This window comes from Shewanella chilikensis (assembly GCF_002836945.1).
Lineage (GTDB): Bacteria > Pseudomonadota > Gammaproteobacteria > Enterobacterales > Shewanellaceae > Shewanella > Shewanella chilikensis.
The window spans coordinates 60,314-77,735 of record NZ_NIJM01000019.1 but is presented as its reverse complement, the minus strand read 5'-3'; the positions used below and the strand labels follow the sequence as shown (position 1 = coordinate 77,735).

The following is a 17,422-nucleotide window of genomic DNA, read 5'->3' as shown; positions in this document are numbered from 1 at the left end:
ACAGCTTATCGCGCGATCTTAAGTGGGAATAGGACGTCCTAAAATGGACGCTTACCTGGAGCCGACTTTAACCTTAACTCTGCGGCCGGACATGCTCTTTTCCGCTGCGACCTGCTCCGAGGCGCTGCTGGCGCCCGGCTTTTTCTTGGCGAAGCTGCGGCGCTTTTGCAGTTGCTTGAGCAGGAGATCGCGATTACTCACTTCATAGCCTGGCATCATGATGCGCTTGAGTTTTTGGCCGATCAGTTTTTCGATGTCGGCCAGAGTGCGCTCTTCTTCGCGGCTGACAAAAGAGATGGCGACCCCCGTCTTGCCGGCACGGCCGGTGCGACCGATACGGTGCACATAGTCTTCTGCCAGGAAGGGCAGATCGTAATTGACCACATACTCGAGATCCGGAATATCCAGGCCGCGGGCGGCCACTTCGGTGGATACCAACACCCGTACCTTGCCTTCCTTGAATTCTCTGAGCGCCCGGCGGCGGCTGCCCTGGGCTTTTTCACTGTGCACTACGGCACTGGCGATACCGTCGAGATTCAGCTCCTTGACCAGATGATCCGCATCTTCACGGGTGGCGGTAAACACCAGCACCTGCTGCCAGTTCTTGCGCCCGATAAGCTCAGACAGGAGTTCACGCTTGCGGCGCTGCTCTACCGGGTAGACTACCTGGCTGACGGTCACCGCTGTGGTGTTTTGGCGGTCGGCCGTGATGACCTTGGGCTTGTTCATTATCTCATCGGCCAGGCGCCTCACCGCGCCAGAGAAGGTGGCCGAGAACATCAGATTTTGCCGCTGCTTGGCGGCGCTCTGAAGTATTTTGTTGATATCGTTGATAAAGCCCATATCCAGCATACGGTCTGCTTCATCCAATACCAGCACTTCCAGCGAGCCCAGACTCAGGTTACCGGCCAGTAGTTGTTCCAGCAAACGCCCCGGAGTGGCCACCACTATGTCGGCGCCTTGTTTGAGCTTGTTGACCTGAGATGCCGACTTGACGCCGCCAAACAGGGTGGCCACCGACAACTGCAGGTATTTGCCGTATTGGCGGGCATTGTCGGCAACCTGGGACACCAGCTCACGGGTCGGTGCCAGGATCAGGGCCCGGATATTGCCGGGTTTGAGTTCGAGCGGGTTATCCTGCAGGCGCTGCAAAATAGGCAGCACAAAGGCGGCTGTCTTGCCTGTGCCCGTCTGGGCGCTGGCCAGTACGTCCTGACCACGGCGAACCGCAGGGATGGCCTGTCTCTGAATCGGTGTCATGCTCTCATAACCGCACTCTTTGAGCGCACGGAGTATTTCGGGGGCAAAACTGTAAGATTCAAACTTCATCTCGATATTCCTGTATTCAACCGCTTGGCGTGTGTCTTAGCTGTTTCGGGTGTCGGCGGCCCAAATGCCGGAAGCTCAGGCCTGAGTAAACGCCAAGTGCCGGGATAACCCGGGCGGGCGCGGAGTATAGCAAAAAAATCCATCAAGGCCCGCTCATTTCTGCTTTATTCTTGCGCTGCAAGGATAAATGACCTTAGGCATTGCGGATATCACTGTTTTGGGCAGATACAAGAATGCCGCCCGCAGGCGGCATTCTCTCACTATTTATCGGCTTAGTTGAACCAGCCGGCAAACATCTGCTTGAAGTAGTCCATCAGCTTGCTGAACCAGCTGCCTTCGTTGACTTCTTCCAATGTCACCAGAGGGAACTGGGCAATGTCTTTACCATCAAGCTGGAAGTATACCCGGCCGACGACTTCACCCTTGGCCAGCGGTGCGGTCAGCTCTTTGGTCAGTTCGAAGTTGGCTTGCAGGTTTTTGGCCTGACCCCGGTTGATGGTCACAGGAGTGTCAGTGGTTACACCCAAGTCCACTGTGTCACGGTCGCCGTACCAGATCTTCTGGGTGACAAAGCTGTCACCGGCCTTGTAAGGGGTGATGGTTTCAAAGAAACGGAAGCCATAGTTGAGCAGTTTCTTGCTCTCGGCCTTACGGGCGGCTTCACTCTTGGTGCCCATGACCACGGCAATCAGGCGCATGCCGTCTTTGGTGGCTGAGGATACCAGGTTATAGCCGGCACCCGAGGTGTGGCCTGTCTTGATACCGTCGACATTGAGGCTGTTATCCCACAAGAGGCCGTTACGGTTGTACTGCTTGATTCCGTTGTAGGTAAAAGACTTTTCCTTATAGATATCGTATTCGTCGGGTACATCACGGATGAGGGCCGCGCCCAGCAGCGCCATATCATAGGCGGTGGACTTGTGGTTGTCCGAATCCAGGCCGTGGGAGTTTTCAAAGTAGCTGTCACGCATGCCCAGCTGCTTGGCCCAGGAGTTCATCAGATCGACGAAGGCGCCTTCGGTTCCGGCAATGTGCTCGGCCATGGCGACACAGGCATCGTTACCGGATTGGATGATGATACCTCGGTTCAGATCCGAGACTTTAACCGTCTTGCCGACTTCGATAAACATCTTGGAGGAGTCGGGGAAGTTCTTCGACCAGGCGTTCTTGCTGATGGTCACATCGTCATCGGCAGAGACGTTACCCGCCTTGATCTCCTGACCTATGACATAGCTGGTCATCATCTTGGTCAGGCTGGCTGGGTTGAGGCTTTCATAGGCGTTATTTTCCGCCAGTAAGCGCCCTGAGTTGTAATCCATCAAGACATAGGCCTTGGCGGCAACATCCGGTGCATCTGGGACGACTATCGGGGCATTGTTGGCCTGTGCGGCGGAAACGGAGGCACAGGCGAACAACAGAAAGGCTTTCGCGGGACTTTTTACAAAATTCATCATTACCTGAATACGTCTTCTGGTTGGAGTCGGAAAATATGCTGAAATTCGCAGCGAGTATAACATTAGTCGACCGGAAATTTCAGTTAAGGTTCCTTAATTAGTTAAAAATATGGTGGAATTTTGAACGCTTATGATTTTGGTTCAGTCACCATATAGCTGCCCGGGAAGCCTTCCTGCTTCAGCTTTTCCAGCAATTTGGCGGCAATACCTTCATGGCTGACCGGCCCGAGTTGCAGCCTGTATACCGGCTTGGCATCTGTGATTCGGCTCTTGACCTGGTATTTGGCTTCAAGTGTGGATGCCAACTCGAGCAGACGTTCGCGCGAGCCAGATGCCATCACCTGTACATAGTGCAGATTATCGCTGCGAAGTTCGGCCATGGTCTGGCTCTCTTCACTGTCCTCAAACAGGACTTCCAGCCTCACCCTGGCGGTGCCTGTCTTCAGCATGTCCAGCCGGTAAGCCGCGGCGTAGGACAGATCTATCACCCTGTCGGGGTGAAAGGGGCCACGGTCATTGACCCTGACAACCACGCTCTTGTTGTTGGCCAGGTTGGTGACCCTGACATAACTGGGCAGTGGCAATGTCTTGTGCGCCGCCGACATCGAGTACATGTCATAGGTTTCACCGTTGGAGGTCAGATGGCCGTGAAACTTGGCGCCATACCAGGATGCCAGCCCTTCGGCCTTGTAACCTCTGCCGGACGGCATCACCTGGTAGGATTTGCCTCTGACCTGGTAATCCTTATTGCCCTGTTTGCTGTAGGGCTCGAACCTGGGGTGGGCATCTTCCACCTTGGAGACATCCGGGGCATCGGCCGGAGGCCTATCATCTTTCATGGTGTAACGGCCCGAGTTGCCGGCACAGGCGGCCAGCAGAATAGAGGCGGTCAGTGGCAGCAATAGTTTAAGTCTTGTCATGGTGGGCTTTGAGTTGTTCACTGAATTGATAAACCGCCATGGCGTACAGCGGGCTACGATTGTAACGGGTGATCACATAGAAATTGTTCAGCCCCAGCCAATAGTCTTTGGCATCGGCCTGTTCCAACTCGATAAGCAGTGCTTTTTGGCTGGCATCCAGATCCCGGTTTTCCTTCAGTGCCACCTCGGGAGAGAGGATATCGGCCACTTGGTAATTGAGCTTTTCTCCCTTCCAGACCTTGGCCTTGGGCGTAGCTGTGGTGCTCAGTTCCAGTGCCACCGGCTCACCGGCTTTCCAGCCGTGACGGTGAAAATAGTTGGCTACTGAGCCTATGGCATCGTCGACACTGCCCAGCAGATCCCGCTTGCCGTCACCGTCAAAGTCGACCGCGTAGGCCAGATAGCTTGAAGGAATAAACTGGCCATAGCCCATAGCGCCGGCGTAGGAGCCCAGGAGGGTTTCCTTATCGAGTTGCTCCTCTTTAAGCAGCGTCATCAGCTTGGCAAATTCGCCGCGAAAGAAAGTCGCCCGTGGCGGGTAGTAGAATCCCAGGGTATAGAGGGCATCGATCACCGGGTACTTGCCCATATAACCGCCGTAGAAGGTTTCAATACCGATAATGGCGACTATGATTTGCGGATCCACGTCATAGGTCTTGGCGGCGCGCGCTATGGTTTGCTCATGTTGCTGCCAGAAATTCAGCCCGGCTTCGAGGCGCTTTTCGGTCAGAAAAATGGGGTAGTACTGATGCCAGGGTTTAGCCTCCCAAGGGCTGGAAATTGCGTCCAATACCGCCTGGTTTTTTTGGGCCGAGGCGAGAAAGCTTTCCACTTCTTGCTGGCTAAAGCCTTGGCTTTGTTGCTGTTTGATAAAATCCTGCTTGAGCTGCTCGGAAGTGGGCACCTCGGCGGTGGCACAGGCGCTGAGGTTGAGACTCAGCAGCAGGCCCAGTGGGGCGAGCAGCTTTTTGAATGTCGGCATCTAAGGCGTTCCTATCTGTCGATGAAGCGTCTATGGGTGTGAATACTCATTAGAATGCCAAAAGCGGCCATCAATGTCAGCATAGAGGTGCCGCCATAACTTATCAGCGGCAGCGGGACTCCCACCACGGGTAAAATACCGGACACCATGCCGATATTCACAAACACATAAACGAAGAAGGTGAGTGTCAGCGAGCCGGCCAGCAAGCGGGCAAAACTGGTTTGGGCTCTGGAGGCGATCACCAGGCCGCGGCCGATCACATAGAGATAGAGCGCCAACAGCAGCAAACTGCCGATGAGGCCAAACTCCTCGCCGATCACGGCGAAGATAAAGTCGGTATGACGCTCCGGCAAAAACTCCAGTTGCGACTGAGTACCATCGAGCCAGCCCTTGCCCCAGAGTCCGCCTGAACCTATGGCAATTTTGGACTGAATGATGTGGTAGCCGGTACCAAGTGGATCGGCCTCGGGATCCAGCAAGGTCATCACCCGATTGCGCTGGTAGTCGTGCATCAAAAAGAACCATAGAATAGGCAGCAGCGCCAACACGGCGGCGATAAAACCGCCGACAATGGCCCAGCTCATGCCGGAGAGAAACAGTACAAAAATCCCCGAAGCGGCCACTAGAATTGAGGTGCCGAGATCCGGCTGTTTGGCGATAAGCAGAGTAGGGATCAGCAAAATCACCCCGGCACCGGCCAGATAACGCTTCTTCGGCGGCAAAGGAAACTTGGAGATAAACCAGGCCATGGTGATCGGGAAGGCCAGTTTCATCAGTTCAGACGGCTGAAACTCCATAAAGCCCAGGTTGAGCCAGCGTTGGGCGCCCTTGTTGATCTCACCGAAGAAATGTACCCCCAGCAGCAGCGCGACCCCGGCAATATAGATGGGCAGTGCCCAGCGGCGAAATACCTCGGGGTTAATCTGGGCAAGAATCAGCATGAGTCCGAGAGACAACCCCATGCGGAACAGCTGCCGCTCCATCATGGCCAGGTCTTCGCCGCTGGCAGAATAGATGACGAACAGGCCAAAGCCCATCAGGCCCAGGATGCCGAGCAGCAACGGCAGATCGATATGCATCTTCTGCCAGATATTGGGTTTACGGCTGTGGCTCATGTTTCAACTCCCAGGTATCCCGTAGCAGATATTCGTCCAGCATGGCCCGGGCAACCGGCCCGGCGTTGGCGCCGCCCCAACCGGCGTTTTCCAGTACCACCGCCAGCACTATTTTCGGATTTTCGTAGGGGGCATAGGCAATGATCAGCGCGTTGTCGCGCAGATGCTCGTCAATGGTGTCCGCATCATACTTCTCATCTTCGGCAACGCTGAAGACCTGGGCGGTACCTGTCTTCATCGCTGCGGTATAACTGGCATCAGTGAAGCGACTCTTCTGCGCGGTGCGGCGCATCGCCTCGTTGATGATCTCCCAGTTGTTTTTGTTTTTCAGCACTATCGGCGGCCTTTCATCTACCGGCGTCTCAATGCGGGCTGTGTTGTCCTTGATGGCCTTGAGTAGGTGCGGGGTAAAACGCTTGCCGCGGTTGGCCAAAATGGCTGTGGCATTGGCCAGTTGCAATGGCGTGGTGGTCCAGTAACCCTGGCCAATCCCGACCGAGATGGTGTCGCCTATGTACCAGGGTTGGTTGTACTTGAGGCGTTTCCAGTCTCTCGATGGCATTACCCCGGCAGACTCTTCGAAGATATCCACCCCGGTATTCTGACCGAAGCCGAATTGATCCATAAAGCCGGAAATCTTGTCGATGCCCACCTTGTAGGCCATGTCGTAATAAAAGGTATCGCAGGAGTTGACTATAGAGTCATAGACATCCACCCAGCCGTGGCCCCAGCGTTTCCAGTCGCGATATTTTCGGTCGACCCCAGGGATCTGCCAAAAGCCGGGATCCCAGATGCGGGTCTTCTCGCTAATGGTTTGATCTTCCAGCCCCAGGAGTGCCAGATGTGGTTTGACCGTGGAGGCCGGAGCATATTGCCCTTGGGTTGCGCGGTTAATCAAGGGGCGCGAGCGGCTGTTGAGCAGCTCGCTGTAGGCCTTGGAACTGATCCCGTGCACAAACTGGTTCGGGTCATAGCTAGGGCTGGAGACCATGGCCAGAATACCGCCGTCTCTTGGGTCTATTGCCACGATTGAGCCGCGGCGGCCATCCAAGAGTTCAGTGGCTTTTTGCTGCAGCTGCAGATCCAGTGTCAGGTAGATATCCTGTCCTGGCTCGGGCTGGGTCACTTTGAGGGTGCGAACACTGCGCCCCAGGTTATTGACCTCTTCCTCCAAATGCCCGGGCAGGCCGTGGAGCAGGCTCTCATAGAATTTTTCTATCCCCTGTTTGCCTATGTCCTTGGTGGCGGCATAGTTCTTCCAACTGCCGGAGCGTTCCAGTGCGTCTCTGTCCTTGGAGTTGATTTTGCCGACATAGCCCAGCACATGGGTTAGCAGGCTGCTGTAGGGGTAGTGGCGTTTAAGACCGGCATCAACATAGAAACCATCGAACTTGTGTTGGTTAACACTGAATAGGGCCACCTCATCTTCCGTCAGCCGGGTCTTGAGCGGCAAGGGCTTGAAGCGACGGTGATATTTCAGTGACTCGGTGAAGCTGTCGCGCTCATCCTGACTGAGGTCGATAACGGTTGAGAGTTCATCCAGAGTCTGCTGCATGTTCTTCACCTTCTCCGGGATCACTTCCAGGGTGTAGAAGGGCAGGTTCTCTGCCAGCAGCTTGCCGTTGCGGTCATAGATCAGGCCGCGGCTGGGTGCCAGCGGTACCACTCGGATACGGTTATCATTGGAGCGGGTTTCGTAGTCTTTGAAAGACACCACCTGCAGATAGTAGAGGTTGCCGAGCAACAGGCTAAGCAAAGCGACCACGCAGACAAAGGTAAACAGCGCCCGGCGTTTGAACAGTGCCGCCTCGGCAGCGTGATCATGCATGGTTATTCGCTTTCTACGCGGCAATGGATTCTCTCCGGCTCAAACTGTTAATGCAAAGTCAGCTAATGCAAGTGGCTCTTGGGCGCCTTATTCCCTGTGGTAGGGATGATTGTTGTTGATGCTCCAGGCCCGGTAAAGACTCTCGGCCACCACGACTCTCACCAAGGGGTGGGGCAGGGTCAGGGCCGACAGACACCAGCTTTGGCTGGCGGCTTGTTTACAGGCGGGAGCCAAGCCTTCCGGGCCACCAATCAGCAGGCTGACATCCCGGCCATCGAGCTGCCATTTCTCCATGGCAGAGGCGAGTTCCGGAGTTGTCCAGTTCCTGCCCGGCAGATCCAGAGTGACGATATGGTTGCCCTTGGGGATCGCGGCCAACATGGCTTCGCCCTCTTTTTGCAGAATACGGGCGATATCGGCATTCTTGCCCCGCTTGCCGGCGGGAATTTCAACCAGCTCCAGCGCCATGTCCCTGGGGAAGCGGCGCTGGTACTCGGCGAAACCCTTGCTGACCCAGTCCGGCATTTTGGTGCCTACGGCGACGAGTTGCAGTTTCATCAGGCGTTGGCGTCAGACCAGAGTTTTTCCAACTGGTAATGTTCGCGGGTTTGCTCCTGCATCACATGCAGAATCACATCACCCAGATCCACCAGAACCCAGTCGCTGCTGTCGCGGCCTTCTACGCCCTGAGGTTGCATGCCGGCTTGCTTGGCTTCGGCAACCACATTTTCAGCAATGGCGCGAACATGGGTCTTGGATGTGCCTGAGCAGATAACCATAAAGTCGGTCACGTTGGACTTTTTGCTGACATCCAGCACGACTATGTCCCGAGCCTTGAGATCATCGACCTTGTCGACAACAAATTGTTTCAGTTCTGTGCCTTGCACGCTGAAGATCCTCTCATGTTTTTGATCAAGCGCAGTAGTATATCAGCGCTGGCGGGCAAGTCCCATAGCATTTATCGTCCATCCACCGCAGTTAACCGCCAAGATAGAGGCGGTTTGCGACTATATACTCGAGCACAGCTTTGGGCATGGCGGCGCGGCAGGCATTTATGTCACCGGCAGCGATGGCGCGGCGAATGGCCGTGGAGGAAAAGGGCTGCGGCTTGACCGAGAGGCTGATGATTTTGCCGTATTGTGCGTTTTCAATGCCACCGCTACTGCCATTGCCATTTGCATCGTCACAGACTCTTGCCGCCAATGCCTGGGTGACCGAGCAGCCTCTTTGGGCCAGTTCGGTTTGGATTTCGGCGTCCTTTGGCAGGTGCCAGTCCGGGCGCTGGCAAACCACCAGGTTACACAGGGAAAACAGCCGCTGCCATTGATGCCAGCTCGGCAGCGACAGCAAGGAATCTGTACCCATGATGAATTGAAATTCGGCGCCTGGGAAAGCCTGCTGCAGCGCTTCCAGCGTCGCGACGCTATAGGAGGGGGCATTGCGTTTGAGCTCGATATCGCAAATGTCCATATCGGGGAACTCGTCGCAGGCCAGTTTAAGCATGGCCAGGCGCTGCTCGCTGCTGGCGGTGGCCTTGGCCTTGTGCGGCGGAATATGGTTCGGCAGCAACCAGAGCTTATCCAGCTCTAGCCGGGCTTTGACTTCGGCCGCGGGTTTGAGGTGACCATAGTGAACTGGGTCGAAAGTACCGCCCATCAGCCCGATACGCATCCTGTCTCCTCAGTCGAACTCAATATGGCCAAGGTGGCGCGCCGCCTTGGGATCGAACAGCAAACACAGATGGGACAGGCCGGTCCAGTTTTCCTGGCCTTGCTGTTTCAGTGCCAGCTCCAGCTTGGAGGCGATAGCCAGCATGGACTCTATGGCTTCCAGGCTCAGCCGGGTGAGGGCGCCCTGATAGAGCGGCTTGCGCTTGTCCCAAATTCTATGCTTGCCGAACAGGCTATTGAGGCTCTCGCCCTGACTGCGGGCCGATTGCAGCGTCAGCAGCAAGGTCAGCTCTTTTTGCAGCGCCCAATGGATAATGGGCATGGCGGTTTCTTCGGCCTTGAGCTGGGCGAGGATATGCTGGGCCTTATCCTGTTGGTTGGCCAGCAGGGCATCGGTCAATTGGAACACGCTGAAGCGGGATTGATCTTCGAAGTAGCGGCTCAACTCTTCGCTGTCCACAGGACGGGCACCGGCCAGCAGTTGCAGCAGTTGCATCGCCTGATCGGCCGCCAGCAGATTGCCTTCGTAGAGGGCATACAGCATGGCTCTGGCATCGTTTTTGAGATTGAGCCGATAGTATTGAATACGGCCGTCGAGCCAGCGCTGGAACTGAGCCCCTTCGGGGGTGGCGCAAGGAACATAAAGACCTTGACTGTCCAGGGCCTTGAACCATTTGCTGTTTTGCTGATCGCGGCCAAGCTTGGGGCCGTCGATGATAAGCAAGATATCCGGGTTTTGTTCAGCGATAAGGCTTTGCAGCATGGCGCCGCCATCGGCGCCCGGCTTGGCCTGTGGCAGGTTGAGTTCTATGATCCTGCGACTGGCAAACAGGCTCATGGCGTGCCATTCGTTGGCGAGATCCTGCCAGTTGAAGTTGGCTTCCTGAGTTAGTTGCAACCTTTCTTCAAAGCCTTGACTGCGGGCGGCAGCCAGGATTTGCCGCTTGCTGCTGTCCAGCAGATAGGGATCGTCGCCCAGCAGCAGATAGCAGGATTTCAGCGGCGACAACTGCCGGTGTAACTGATCCGGATAGACCCGCATCAGTTCACCTCGATGGCGGCCAGAGTCTGGATGATGTTATCGGCAGCCTGAATGCGCATCTCTTTGACCAGCAACTCCATCTCGCGGCTCTTGGCCAAGGCGGTGCGGGGGTCGTCGAGATAATCGCGGCGGATTTCCACATCGAAAGGCTGTGCTTCCTTGCCCGGCAGAGACACGGCAAAACGCACATGGTAGATGAGTTCATATTCGGCGACGTTGCCTGTGGGGTAGAGCGACAAGGTTGAGCGCTCCAGAGTGTCGCTCAGCAGCACCAGCCGGGGAATGCCCTTGGCGGGTTCCTCTATGCCGACATTGTTGAGACGCAGACGTTCACGCACCAGGCGGCTCAGCTCGCTGTATTTGTCGCTGCTCTCCAGGCTCAGCTTGCTGAGCTCGGGCGGAATGGAATAACTTCCCTGGAGTTGAAAGCCGCAACCGGCACTGGTCATAACGACCAGTGCCAGCAGGGCGAACATCAACTGCTTCACGCTTAAAGATAGTTTCAGCATGGATGTCCTGTTTTTTCTCAGTTGGCGACTATGTTCAGCAGTTTGCCGGGAACATAGATCACCTTGCGGATGGTCTTGCCTTCGGTGTGCTTCATCACCTGTTCATCGGCCAGACCCAGGGCTTCGACCTCTTCCTTGGCAGCATCGGCCGCCACAGTGATCTTGGCTCTGAGCTTACCGTTGACCTGCACCACGATAAGCTTGCTGTCTTCGACCAGTGCGGATTCGTCGGTTTCAGGCCAGCTGGCTGACTCGATATCGCCTTCCATGCCCAGCTCCTGCCACAGGTTGAAGCTCAGGTGCGGGGTGATGGGGTACAAGAGACGCACAATGGCCGACAGGGCTTCGGCCATCAGGGCTCTGTCCTGCTCGGTTTCCTGTGGAGCCTTTTGCAGCGCATTCATCAGTTCCATCACAGCAGCAATGGCGGTGTTGAACATCTGACGGCGGCCGATATCGTCGGTCACCTTGGCGATGGTTTTGTGCAGTTCGCGCCGCAGCGCTTTCTGCTCGCCGGTCAGTGCCGCGATATCCAGCGCTGGAGCTTCGCCCTTGGATATATGGTCGTGGGCCAGTTTCCACAGACGCTTGATAAAGCGGTGGGCACCTTCTACGCCTGACTCCTGCCATTCCAATGTCAGCTCCGGTGGTGCGGCAAACATCATGAACAGTCGCACAGTATCTGCGCCGTACTTTTCCACCATCACTTGCGGATCGATACCATTGTTTTTCGACTTGGACATCTTGCTCATGCCGGTGTAAGTCAGTTCATGGCCTTCGCTGTCCACCGCCTTGAGGATCCGACCCTTGTCGTCTTTCTCAACCACAGTCACTTCCAGTGGCGATACCCAAACGCGGGCGCCTTTCTCGTTGCTGTAGTAGAAGGCATCGGCCAGTACCATGCCTTGGGTCAACAGGCGCTTGGCAGGCTCATTGGAGTTAACCAAACCGGCATCGCGCAGCAGTTTGTGGAAGAAGCGGAAGTACAACAGGTGCATACAGGCGTGTTCGATACCGCCTATGTATTGATCTACCGGCAGCCAGTAGTCGGCCTTGGCTGGATCCAGCATCTGATCTGCCTTGGGCGAGCAGTAGCGGGCATAGTACCAGCTGGACTCCATAAAGGTGTCGAAGGTGTCGGTTTCGCGCAGGGCATTTTGGCCGTTGATTGTGGTTTTGGCCCACTCTTTGTCGGCCTTGATTGGGCTTTGGACCCCATCCATGACCACATCTTCCGGCAGAATGACCGGCAGTTGTTCTTCCGGCGTCGGCATCACAGTGCCGTCTTCCAGAGTCACCATAGGGATAGGTGCGCCCCAGTAACGCTGGCGGCTGACGCCCCAGTCGCGCAGACGGAAATTAACCTGGCGCTTGCCTTTGCCTTCGGCACTCAGCTTGTCGGCGATGGCGTTGAAGGCGGCTTCAAAGTCCAGACCATCGAACTCGGCCGAGTTGAACAGTATGCCTTTTTCAGTGTAAGCGGCTTCAGAGATATCCAGCTCGCCATCGGCAGGCTTAATCACGCCCTTGATCGCCAGGCCATACTTGGTGGCGAATTCATAGTCACGCTGGTCGTGGCCGGGAACCGACATTACGGCGCCGGTACCATAGTTCATCAGGACAAAGTTGGCGGCCCAAACCGGTACTTCTTCGCCTGTCAGCGGGTGGATCGCCTTGAGGCCGGTATCAACACCTTTTTTCTCCATAGTGGCCAGCTCGGCCTCGGAGGCGGTGCTCTGCTTGCACTCTTCAACAAAGGCTGCCAGCGCCGGGTTGTTGGCGGCGGCTTTCTCGGCCAGCGGGTGACCGGCGGCAATGGCCACATAGGTCACGCCCATCACGGTATCCGGACGTGTGGTGTAGATGTCGAAGCTATCGTCAGAACCAGCCACCTTGAAGGTCATCTCGACCCCTTCGGAGCGACCAATCCAGTTACGCTGCATGGTCTTGACCTGCTCAGGCCAACCTTCGAGGGTATCGATATCATTCAACAGCTCTTCGGCGTACTGAGTGATCTTGATGAACCACTGAGGGATCTCTTTCTGCTCCACTACAGTGTCGCAGCGCCAGCAGCAACCATCGATAACCTGCTCGTTGGCCAGCACTGTCTGGTCATTGGGGCACCAGTTGACCGAAGAGGTCTTCTTGTACACCAAGCCTTTTTCATACAGTTTGGTGAAGAACCACTGTTCCCAGCGATAGTATTCCGGGGTACAGGTGGCAATTTCACGGCTCCAGTCGTAGCCAAAACCCAGCATTTTCAGCTGGTTCTTCATGTAATCTATGTTTTCATAGGTCCAAGGCGCCGGCGCAGTGGCGTTCTTGATCGCGGCATTTTCTGCCGGTAGACCGAAGGCATCCCAGCCGATGGGCTGAAGCACATTTTTACCCTGCAGACGCTGGAAACGGGAAACTACGTCACCTATGGTGTAGTTACGCACGTGTCCCATATGCAGCCGACCTGAAGGATAGGGGAACATAGAGAGACAGTAGAACTTCTCTTTACTCGGATCTTCGGTGACTTCAAAAGTTTTCTTTTCTGCCCAGTGCGTTTGCACTTTGGCTTCGATTTCTGAGGGATTATATTGCTCTTGCATCAGGTTTTTCGGCAATGCCGCCCATTATTTTGACATGCGCGCTATACTGCGCCGTTTAGATCTGCATAGAATAAACCAGAAGTGAGTCATTAAGAAAGGTTCGTCTTAAAGGAGTATTGGCCATGAGTGAGAGAAGTACGGAGTTACTGGCGCTGTATCAGGCCTTGATTGACAGAGTCAAACAACAGTATGACCAAGATAACTCATTGACAGTGAAGAGCTTATTTAATTCTATCAAGGAAGGGAAAGAGTATTTGGCTATCAAGCAGCAGGCCGGTGAGGCCGAGCTGTCTCTGGTCGAGGAATTCCTCAAGCGGGATATCGCCAGCTATATTCAGAGCCAAACGGAAGATGACATCAGTTACAGCCCTACTATGCTGACGCTGGAAAATACCCTCTGGCACTGGTTGGGTGAAATCAGCGACCGCAGCCAGGTGGAGTGGCACGAACTGGCCCATGAATTCAAACACCATGGCTATTATCAGAGCGGCGATATCGTCAGTCAGGGTAAAATGGTCTGCAGTAACTGCGGCCATGAGATGGACTTTGAGTTTCCAGGCGTTATTCCCGACTGCCCCGAGTGTGACCACTCGGAATTTACCCGTGAAGCGCTGGCGCCCTGAGTTGCCAGCATCCAGATTCTGAATGGACGAGGCCCGGAGTTGCAAACTCGTAAATAAGGGAGCGTGTTGTGAGAGTTGGGTTTGAGTGAGAAAAGTGCCAATTAGCAAGCCCGGCTTTGGCCGGGCTTGTTGTTGGGGATTGTCAGTTGATCTTGAGCAACTCCACATTAAAAATCAGTACTGAACCCGGCGGGATCGAGCCGGCAGAGCGATTGCCGTAGCCCAGACTGCTGGGAATAAAGAAGCGCATCTTGTCGCCTTCTGTCATCAACTGAACCCCTTCGGTCCAGCCCTTGATCACCTGATTGAGTGGAAAGGCGATGGGCTCACCGCGATCGACCGAGCTGTCAAACACAGTGCCGTCAATCAGGGTGCCATGGTAGTGCACTGTCACCTTATCCTTGGGACCCGGATGAACCTGGCCTTGCCCCTTGTGCAGTAACTGATACTGCAGCCCCGAGTCTGTGGTGACCACCCCCTCTTTATGCTTGTTGGCCTCAAGAAATACCTCGCCCTTGGCAACATTCTCTTTTGCCAGTTTCTGGCCATTCATAGTGGTGAAAAAGTAAAAAATAACTGCGGCGATAACCACCACGGCAAGCAACATTCTCATTTGGGGATCCTCTGTCCTGAAGGTGGCGCTATCTTAGCAGTTGGACTGCGGCATTTACAGCTTAGGGTTATAGTGTACTTTTGTCGGGCTTTATCCCTCGGGCAGACTTGTGTAGGCTATTGATAAAAAAGTGAAAGCTAAATCAGCTCTCCGCAGAATAATCATAATAAGACTCAAGGAAACCCCTATGCTCAATCGCGCCTCCCGGCCACTGGTCAAGCTGGTGGATAAGTATCTGCCCGATCCCTATATCTTTGTGCTCCTGCTTACTTTATTGGTGTTTGCTGCCGCCATGCTCGGCCAGCAAAAGACACCGGTAGAAGTGCTGGGTTATTGGGGCAGCGGTTTTTGGAACCTGCTCAGTTTCTCGATGCAGATGTTGCTGGTGTTGGTGGCCGGTTTTATGCTGGCCAGCTCGCCGCCGGTGAAGAAGTTGCTGGATGCCATAGCGTCTCTGGCCCGCAGCGCGCCGCAGGCTATCATACTGGTGACCTTGGTCTCCTTGGCGGCCAGTTGGCTTAACTGGGGGTTCGGTTTGGTGGTTGGTGCCCTGTTTGCCAAGGCGTTGGCGCGCCGGGTCAAGGTGGATTACCGTTTGCTGGTGGCTAGCGCCTATTCGGGCTTTGTGGTCTGGCATGGCGGCTTGGCGGGCTCAGTGCCCTTGACAGTGGTCACACCAGGACACTTTGCCGAGGCGCAGATAGGCATTATTCCTACCTCGGAAACTATTTTTGCCGGCTTCAATCTGCTGCTACTTGCCTTGCTGTTTATCATAATGCCGCTGGTCAATCGCTTTATGCTGCCGGATGACAAAGAGTCAGTGATAGTCGATCCTGCGCTGCTCGAGGATGCTGCGCCGACTCAGAGTGAGAACAAACGCCCGGCCGACTATCTGGAGAACAGCCGGATACTCGGGATCCTGGTGGGCCTGTGTGGTCTCGGGTATCTGGGGTATTGGTTCTTTGTTCAGGGGGGCAGTCTTAACCTCAACATAGTCAACTTCCTGTTTCTGTTCCTGGCGATAACCCTGCACCAGACGCCGCGCAGTCTGCTGGTCAGTCTCAATGAGGCGATAAAGGGCGGCGCCGGGATAGTGATCCAGTTTCCCTTCTACGCCGGCATCATGGCGGTGATGGTACAGTCCGGGTTGGCACAGAGTATCTCTTCGGGTTTTGTTGCCATTGCCAGCGCCGAGTCACTGCCATTCTGGAGCTTTATCAGCGCCGGGGTGGTGAATATCTTCGTGCCATCCGGTGGCGGCCAGTGGGCGGTACAGGCACCTATCATGTTGCCGGCCGCCGAGGCACTTGGCGCCGATGTCGCCAGGGTGGCCATGGCGGTGGCCTGGGGGGATGCCTGGACCAACTTGATCCAGCCTTTCTGGGCGCTGCCTGTGCTGGCCATTGCCGGGCTCAAGGCCCGGGATATCATGGGTTTTTGTCTGATGCAGCTGCTGATCACCGGCGTGGTGATAAGTGTTGCCCTCAGCTGGTTTTAGGCCAGCTATGCTTGCTGATCCCCTTGATATACAGGCTCTTGTGATAGGCCCAACCGAAAGCGAGGATCAGCAGCAACCCCGAAACCACAGGGGTTAGCAAAAACTGCCAGTCGGCCCCGGCCAGCATCACCAGCAAGGGGTTGGCGCCGGCCGGTGGATGTGTGGTGTTGGTCAGCATCATCAGGCCGACACCCAGGCCGGTTCCCAGCCCCAGTGTCAGCGGCGACACTCCCAAGGTGTGCAATAACAAGAGGCCCAGAGCGCAGGTGAGCAGATGGCCGAAGAAGATGTTTTTCGGCTGCGCCAGCGGGCTTTGGGGCAGGGCGTAGAGCAACACCATAGTGGCGCCGAATGGTGCCATCAGCAGCAGACTCCAGCTCAGGTTCTGCGTCAGCATCTCCTGTAATCCCGCCAGTAATCCAATACAGCTTCCGGCGCCCAGTGTGGCCCAGGCGGCAGCCTGCCAACGGTTTGTCGCCGCTTGGGCTGTGTTTTTTGCAGCAGGTGTTGCGGTCAGGGGCGGTGTGTTGTCCATATCTGTTTTCCTTTGGTTGTCAGCATTTTTGCTTGGTAGAACAATCGGTCTACTTTTTATGGTAGACAGACCGTTCTACTTTTGTCAAACTCAGATTGAATCGTTAAGGAGCGTGAGATGGACAAGGTTTCCCAACTGCTTGCCGGCGCCTTTGAACTCTTTTATCGAGAGAGTGTGCATGGGGTGGGCATCAATCAAATTCTGGCCGAGGCCGGCATAGCCAAGAAGACCCTTTATCATCATTTCGAGGGTAAGGAGGCTCTGGTGCTGGCCGTGGTGCGTTATCGCGATCAGCTGTTTTTTGATTGGTTGAATCAAAGGCTGGAGGCGGCGCAAACGCCGACGGAGCTGGTTCATGAGCTGTTTAACGCCCTGGATGATTGGTTCAACAGCCGGGTTGAATCCCTGAGCCAGTTTCGCGGCTGTTTCTTTATCAATACCGCCGCCGAGTATCCCTCACCCGAACATCCGGTAAATCGTCTCTGCCGTGAGCATAAGGCCAGGGTTCAAAATGAGCTTGAGCAGAAGTTGTCGCCTTGGCTTGGCAACGAGCGCGCTCGTGAGTTGGCCGGGCAGTTGTGTTTGATTAAAGAGGGGGCGATAGTCTCGGCCCAGCTCGTCAGTCGGCAGTATGCTGCCGAGCGCGGCCGCAAGCTGGCACTGAGCTTACTTGATTAAGCCTAGATGATTGAGCCTGCTTGATAGGT

At 55.4% G+C, this 17,422-nt stretch carries 17 protein-coding genes; 3 read left to right on the top strand and 14 right to left on the bottom strand.

The features are described from left to right. Window positions 1–51 precede the first annotated feature (51 nt). The 12 genes from CX651_RS09430 to leuS all read right to left on the bottom strand — a co-directional run bounded on the left by CX651_RS09430 (window position 52) and on the right by leuS (window position 13,446). Window positions 52–1,329: a DEAD/DEAH box helicase gene (locus CX651_RS09430; RefSeq protein WP_101055802.1), complete on the bottom strand. Its 1,278-nt coding sequence runs from the start codon at window positions 1,327–1,329 to the stop codon at window positions 52–54. Window positions 1,330–1,601: 272 nt separating this feature from the next. Continuing rightward, on the bottom strand, window positions 1,602–2,783 hold the full coding sequence (locus tag CX651_RS09425) for a serine hydrolase (RefSeq protein ID WP_101055801.1): 1,182 nt from the start codon (window positions 2,781–2,783) through the stop codon (window positions 1,602–1,604). Window positions 2,784–2,911: 128 nt separating this feature from the next. Continuing rightward, on the bottom strand, window positions 2,912–3,703 hold the full coding sequence (locus CX651_RS09420; RefSeq protein WP_101055800.1) for a septal ring lytic transglycosylase RlpA family protein: 792 nt from the start codon (window positions 3,701–3,703) through the stop codon (window positions 2,912–2,914). Then, entirely contained in the window at window positions 3,690–4,685 is a 996-nt protein-coding gene (gene mltB, locus CX651_RS09415; protein WP_101055799.1) for a lytic murein transglycosylase B, read from the bottom strand. Before mltB ends, CX651_RS09420 begins: the two co-directional genes overlap by 14 nt. An 11-nt stretch (window positions 4,686–4,696) precedes the next feature. Then, on the bottom strand, window positions 4,697–5,800 hold the full coding sequence (rodA, locus tag CX651_RS09410) for a rod shape-determining protein RodA (RefSeq protein ID WP_101055798.1): 1,104 nt from the start codon (window positions 5,798–5,800) through the stop codon (window positions 4,697–4,699). Next, a complete protein-coding gene (mrdA, locus tag CX651_RS09405; protein WP_373296846.1) occupies window positions 5,784–7,628 on the bottom strand; it encodes a penicillin-binding protein 2 in 1,845 nt (614 codons plus the stop codon). Before mrdA ends, rodA begins: the two co-directional genes overlap by 17 nt. An 87-nt stretch (window positions 7,629–7,715) precedes the next feature. Next, on the bottom strand, window positions 7,716–8,186 hold the full coding sequence (gene rlmH / locus CX651_RS09400; RefSeq protein WP_039034324.1) for a 23S rRNA (pseudouridine(1915)-N(3))-methyltransferase RlmH: 471 nt from the start codon (window positions 8,184–8,186) through the stop codon (window positions 7,716–7,718). Beyond that, window positions 8,186–8,515 carry a ribosome silencing factor gene (rsfS, locus tag CX651_RS09395; RefSeq protein ID WP_025011675.1) on the bottom strand — a complete coding sequence of 110 codons (330 nt, stop codon included), beginning with the start codon at window positions 8,513–8,515 and terminating at the stop codon, window positions 8,186–8,188. The genes rlmH and rsfS overlap by 1 nt, the downstream gene beginning before the upstream one ends. Window positions 8,516–8,606: 91 nt before the next feature. Continuing rightward, a complete protein-coding gene (nadD, locus tag CX651_RS09390) occupies window positions 8,607–9,299 on the bottom strand; it encodes a nicotinate-nucleotide adenylyltransferase (RefSeq protein WP_101055796.1) in 693 nt (230 codons plus the stop codon). 9 nt (window positions 9,300–9,308) lie between these two features. Continuing rightward, window positions 9,309–10,340: a DNA polymerase III subunit delta gene (gene holA, locus CX651_RS09385; RefSeq protein ID WP_039034321.1), complete on the bottom strand. Its 1,032-nt coding sequence runs from the start codon at window positions 10,338–10,340 to the stop codon at window positions 9,309–9,311. After that, on the bottom strand, window positions 10,340–10,849 hold the full coding sequence (locus CX651_RS09380; RefSeq protein WP_025011678.1) for an LPS-assembly lipoprotein LptE: 510 nt from the start codon (window positions 10,847–10,849) through the stop codon (window positions 10,340–10,342). Before CX651_RS09380 ends, holA begins: the two co-directional genes overlap by 1 nt. A gap of 17 nt (window positions 10,850–10,866) precedes the next feature. Further along, window positions 10,867–13,446 (bottom strand): leucine--tRNA ligase, encoded by a 2,580-nt coding sequence (leuS, locus tag CX651_RS09375; protein ID WP_101055795.1) that lies wholly within the window; start codon window positions 13,444–13,446, stop codon window positions 10,867–10,869. 122 nt (window positions 13,447–13,568) lie between these two features. On the opposite strand from leuS, the gene CX651_RS09370 reads away from it, so the two are divergent. Beyond that, window positions 13,569–14,069, top strand: a complete 501-nt coding sequence (locus CX651_RS09370) for a zinc ribbon-containing protein (protein ID WP_071477041.1) — start codon at window positions 13,569–13,571, stop codon at window positions 14,067–14,069. Window positions 14,070–14,211: 142 nt separating this feature from the next. Here CX651_RS09370 and CX651_RS09365 read toward each other — a convergent pair whose 3' ends face one another. Further along, entirely contained in the window at window positions 14,212–14,682 is a 471-nt protein-coding gene (locus CX651_RS09365; protein ID WP_101055794.1) for an FKBP-type peptidyl-prolyl cis-trans isomerase, read from the bottom strand. Between the two features lie 187 nt (window positions 14,683–14,869). On the opposite strand from CX651_RS09365, the gene CX651_RS09360 reads away from it, so the two are divergent. After that, window positions 14,870–16,180, top strand: a complete 1,311-nt coding sequence (locus CX651_RS09360; RefSeq protein ID WP_101055793.1) for a short-chain fatty acid transporter — start codon at window positions 14,870–14,872, stop codon at window positions 16,178–16,180. Here the strand turns inward: CX651_RS09360 and CX651_RS09355 are convergent. Continuing rightward, complete coding sequence (locus CX651_RS09355) at window positions 16,167–16,715, bottom strand: HPP family protein (RefSeq protein WP_162206685.1); 549 nt, start codon at window positions 16,713–16,715, stop codon at window positions 16,167–16,169. The genes CX651_RS09360 and CX651_RS09355 overlap by 14 nt on opposite strands. Before the next feature lie 117 nt (window positions 16,716–16,832). On the opposite strand from CX651_RS09355, the gene CX651_RS09350 reads away from it, so the two are divergent. Beyond that, window positions 16,833–17,393 (top strand): TetR/AcrR family transcriptional regulator, encoded by a 561-nt coding sequence (locus tag CX651_RS09350; RefSeq protein ID WP_039034316.1) that lies wholly within the window; start codon window positions 16,833–16,835, stop codon window positions 17,391–17,393. Window positions 17,394–17,422 lie beyond the last annotated feature (29 nt).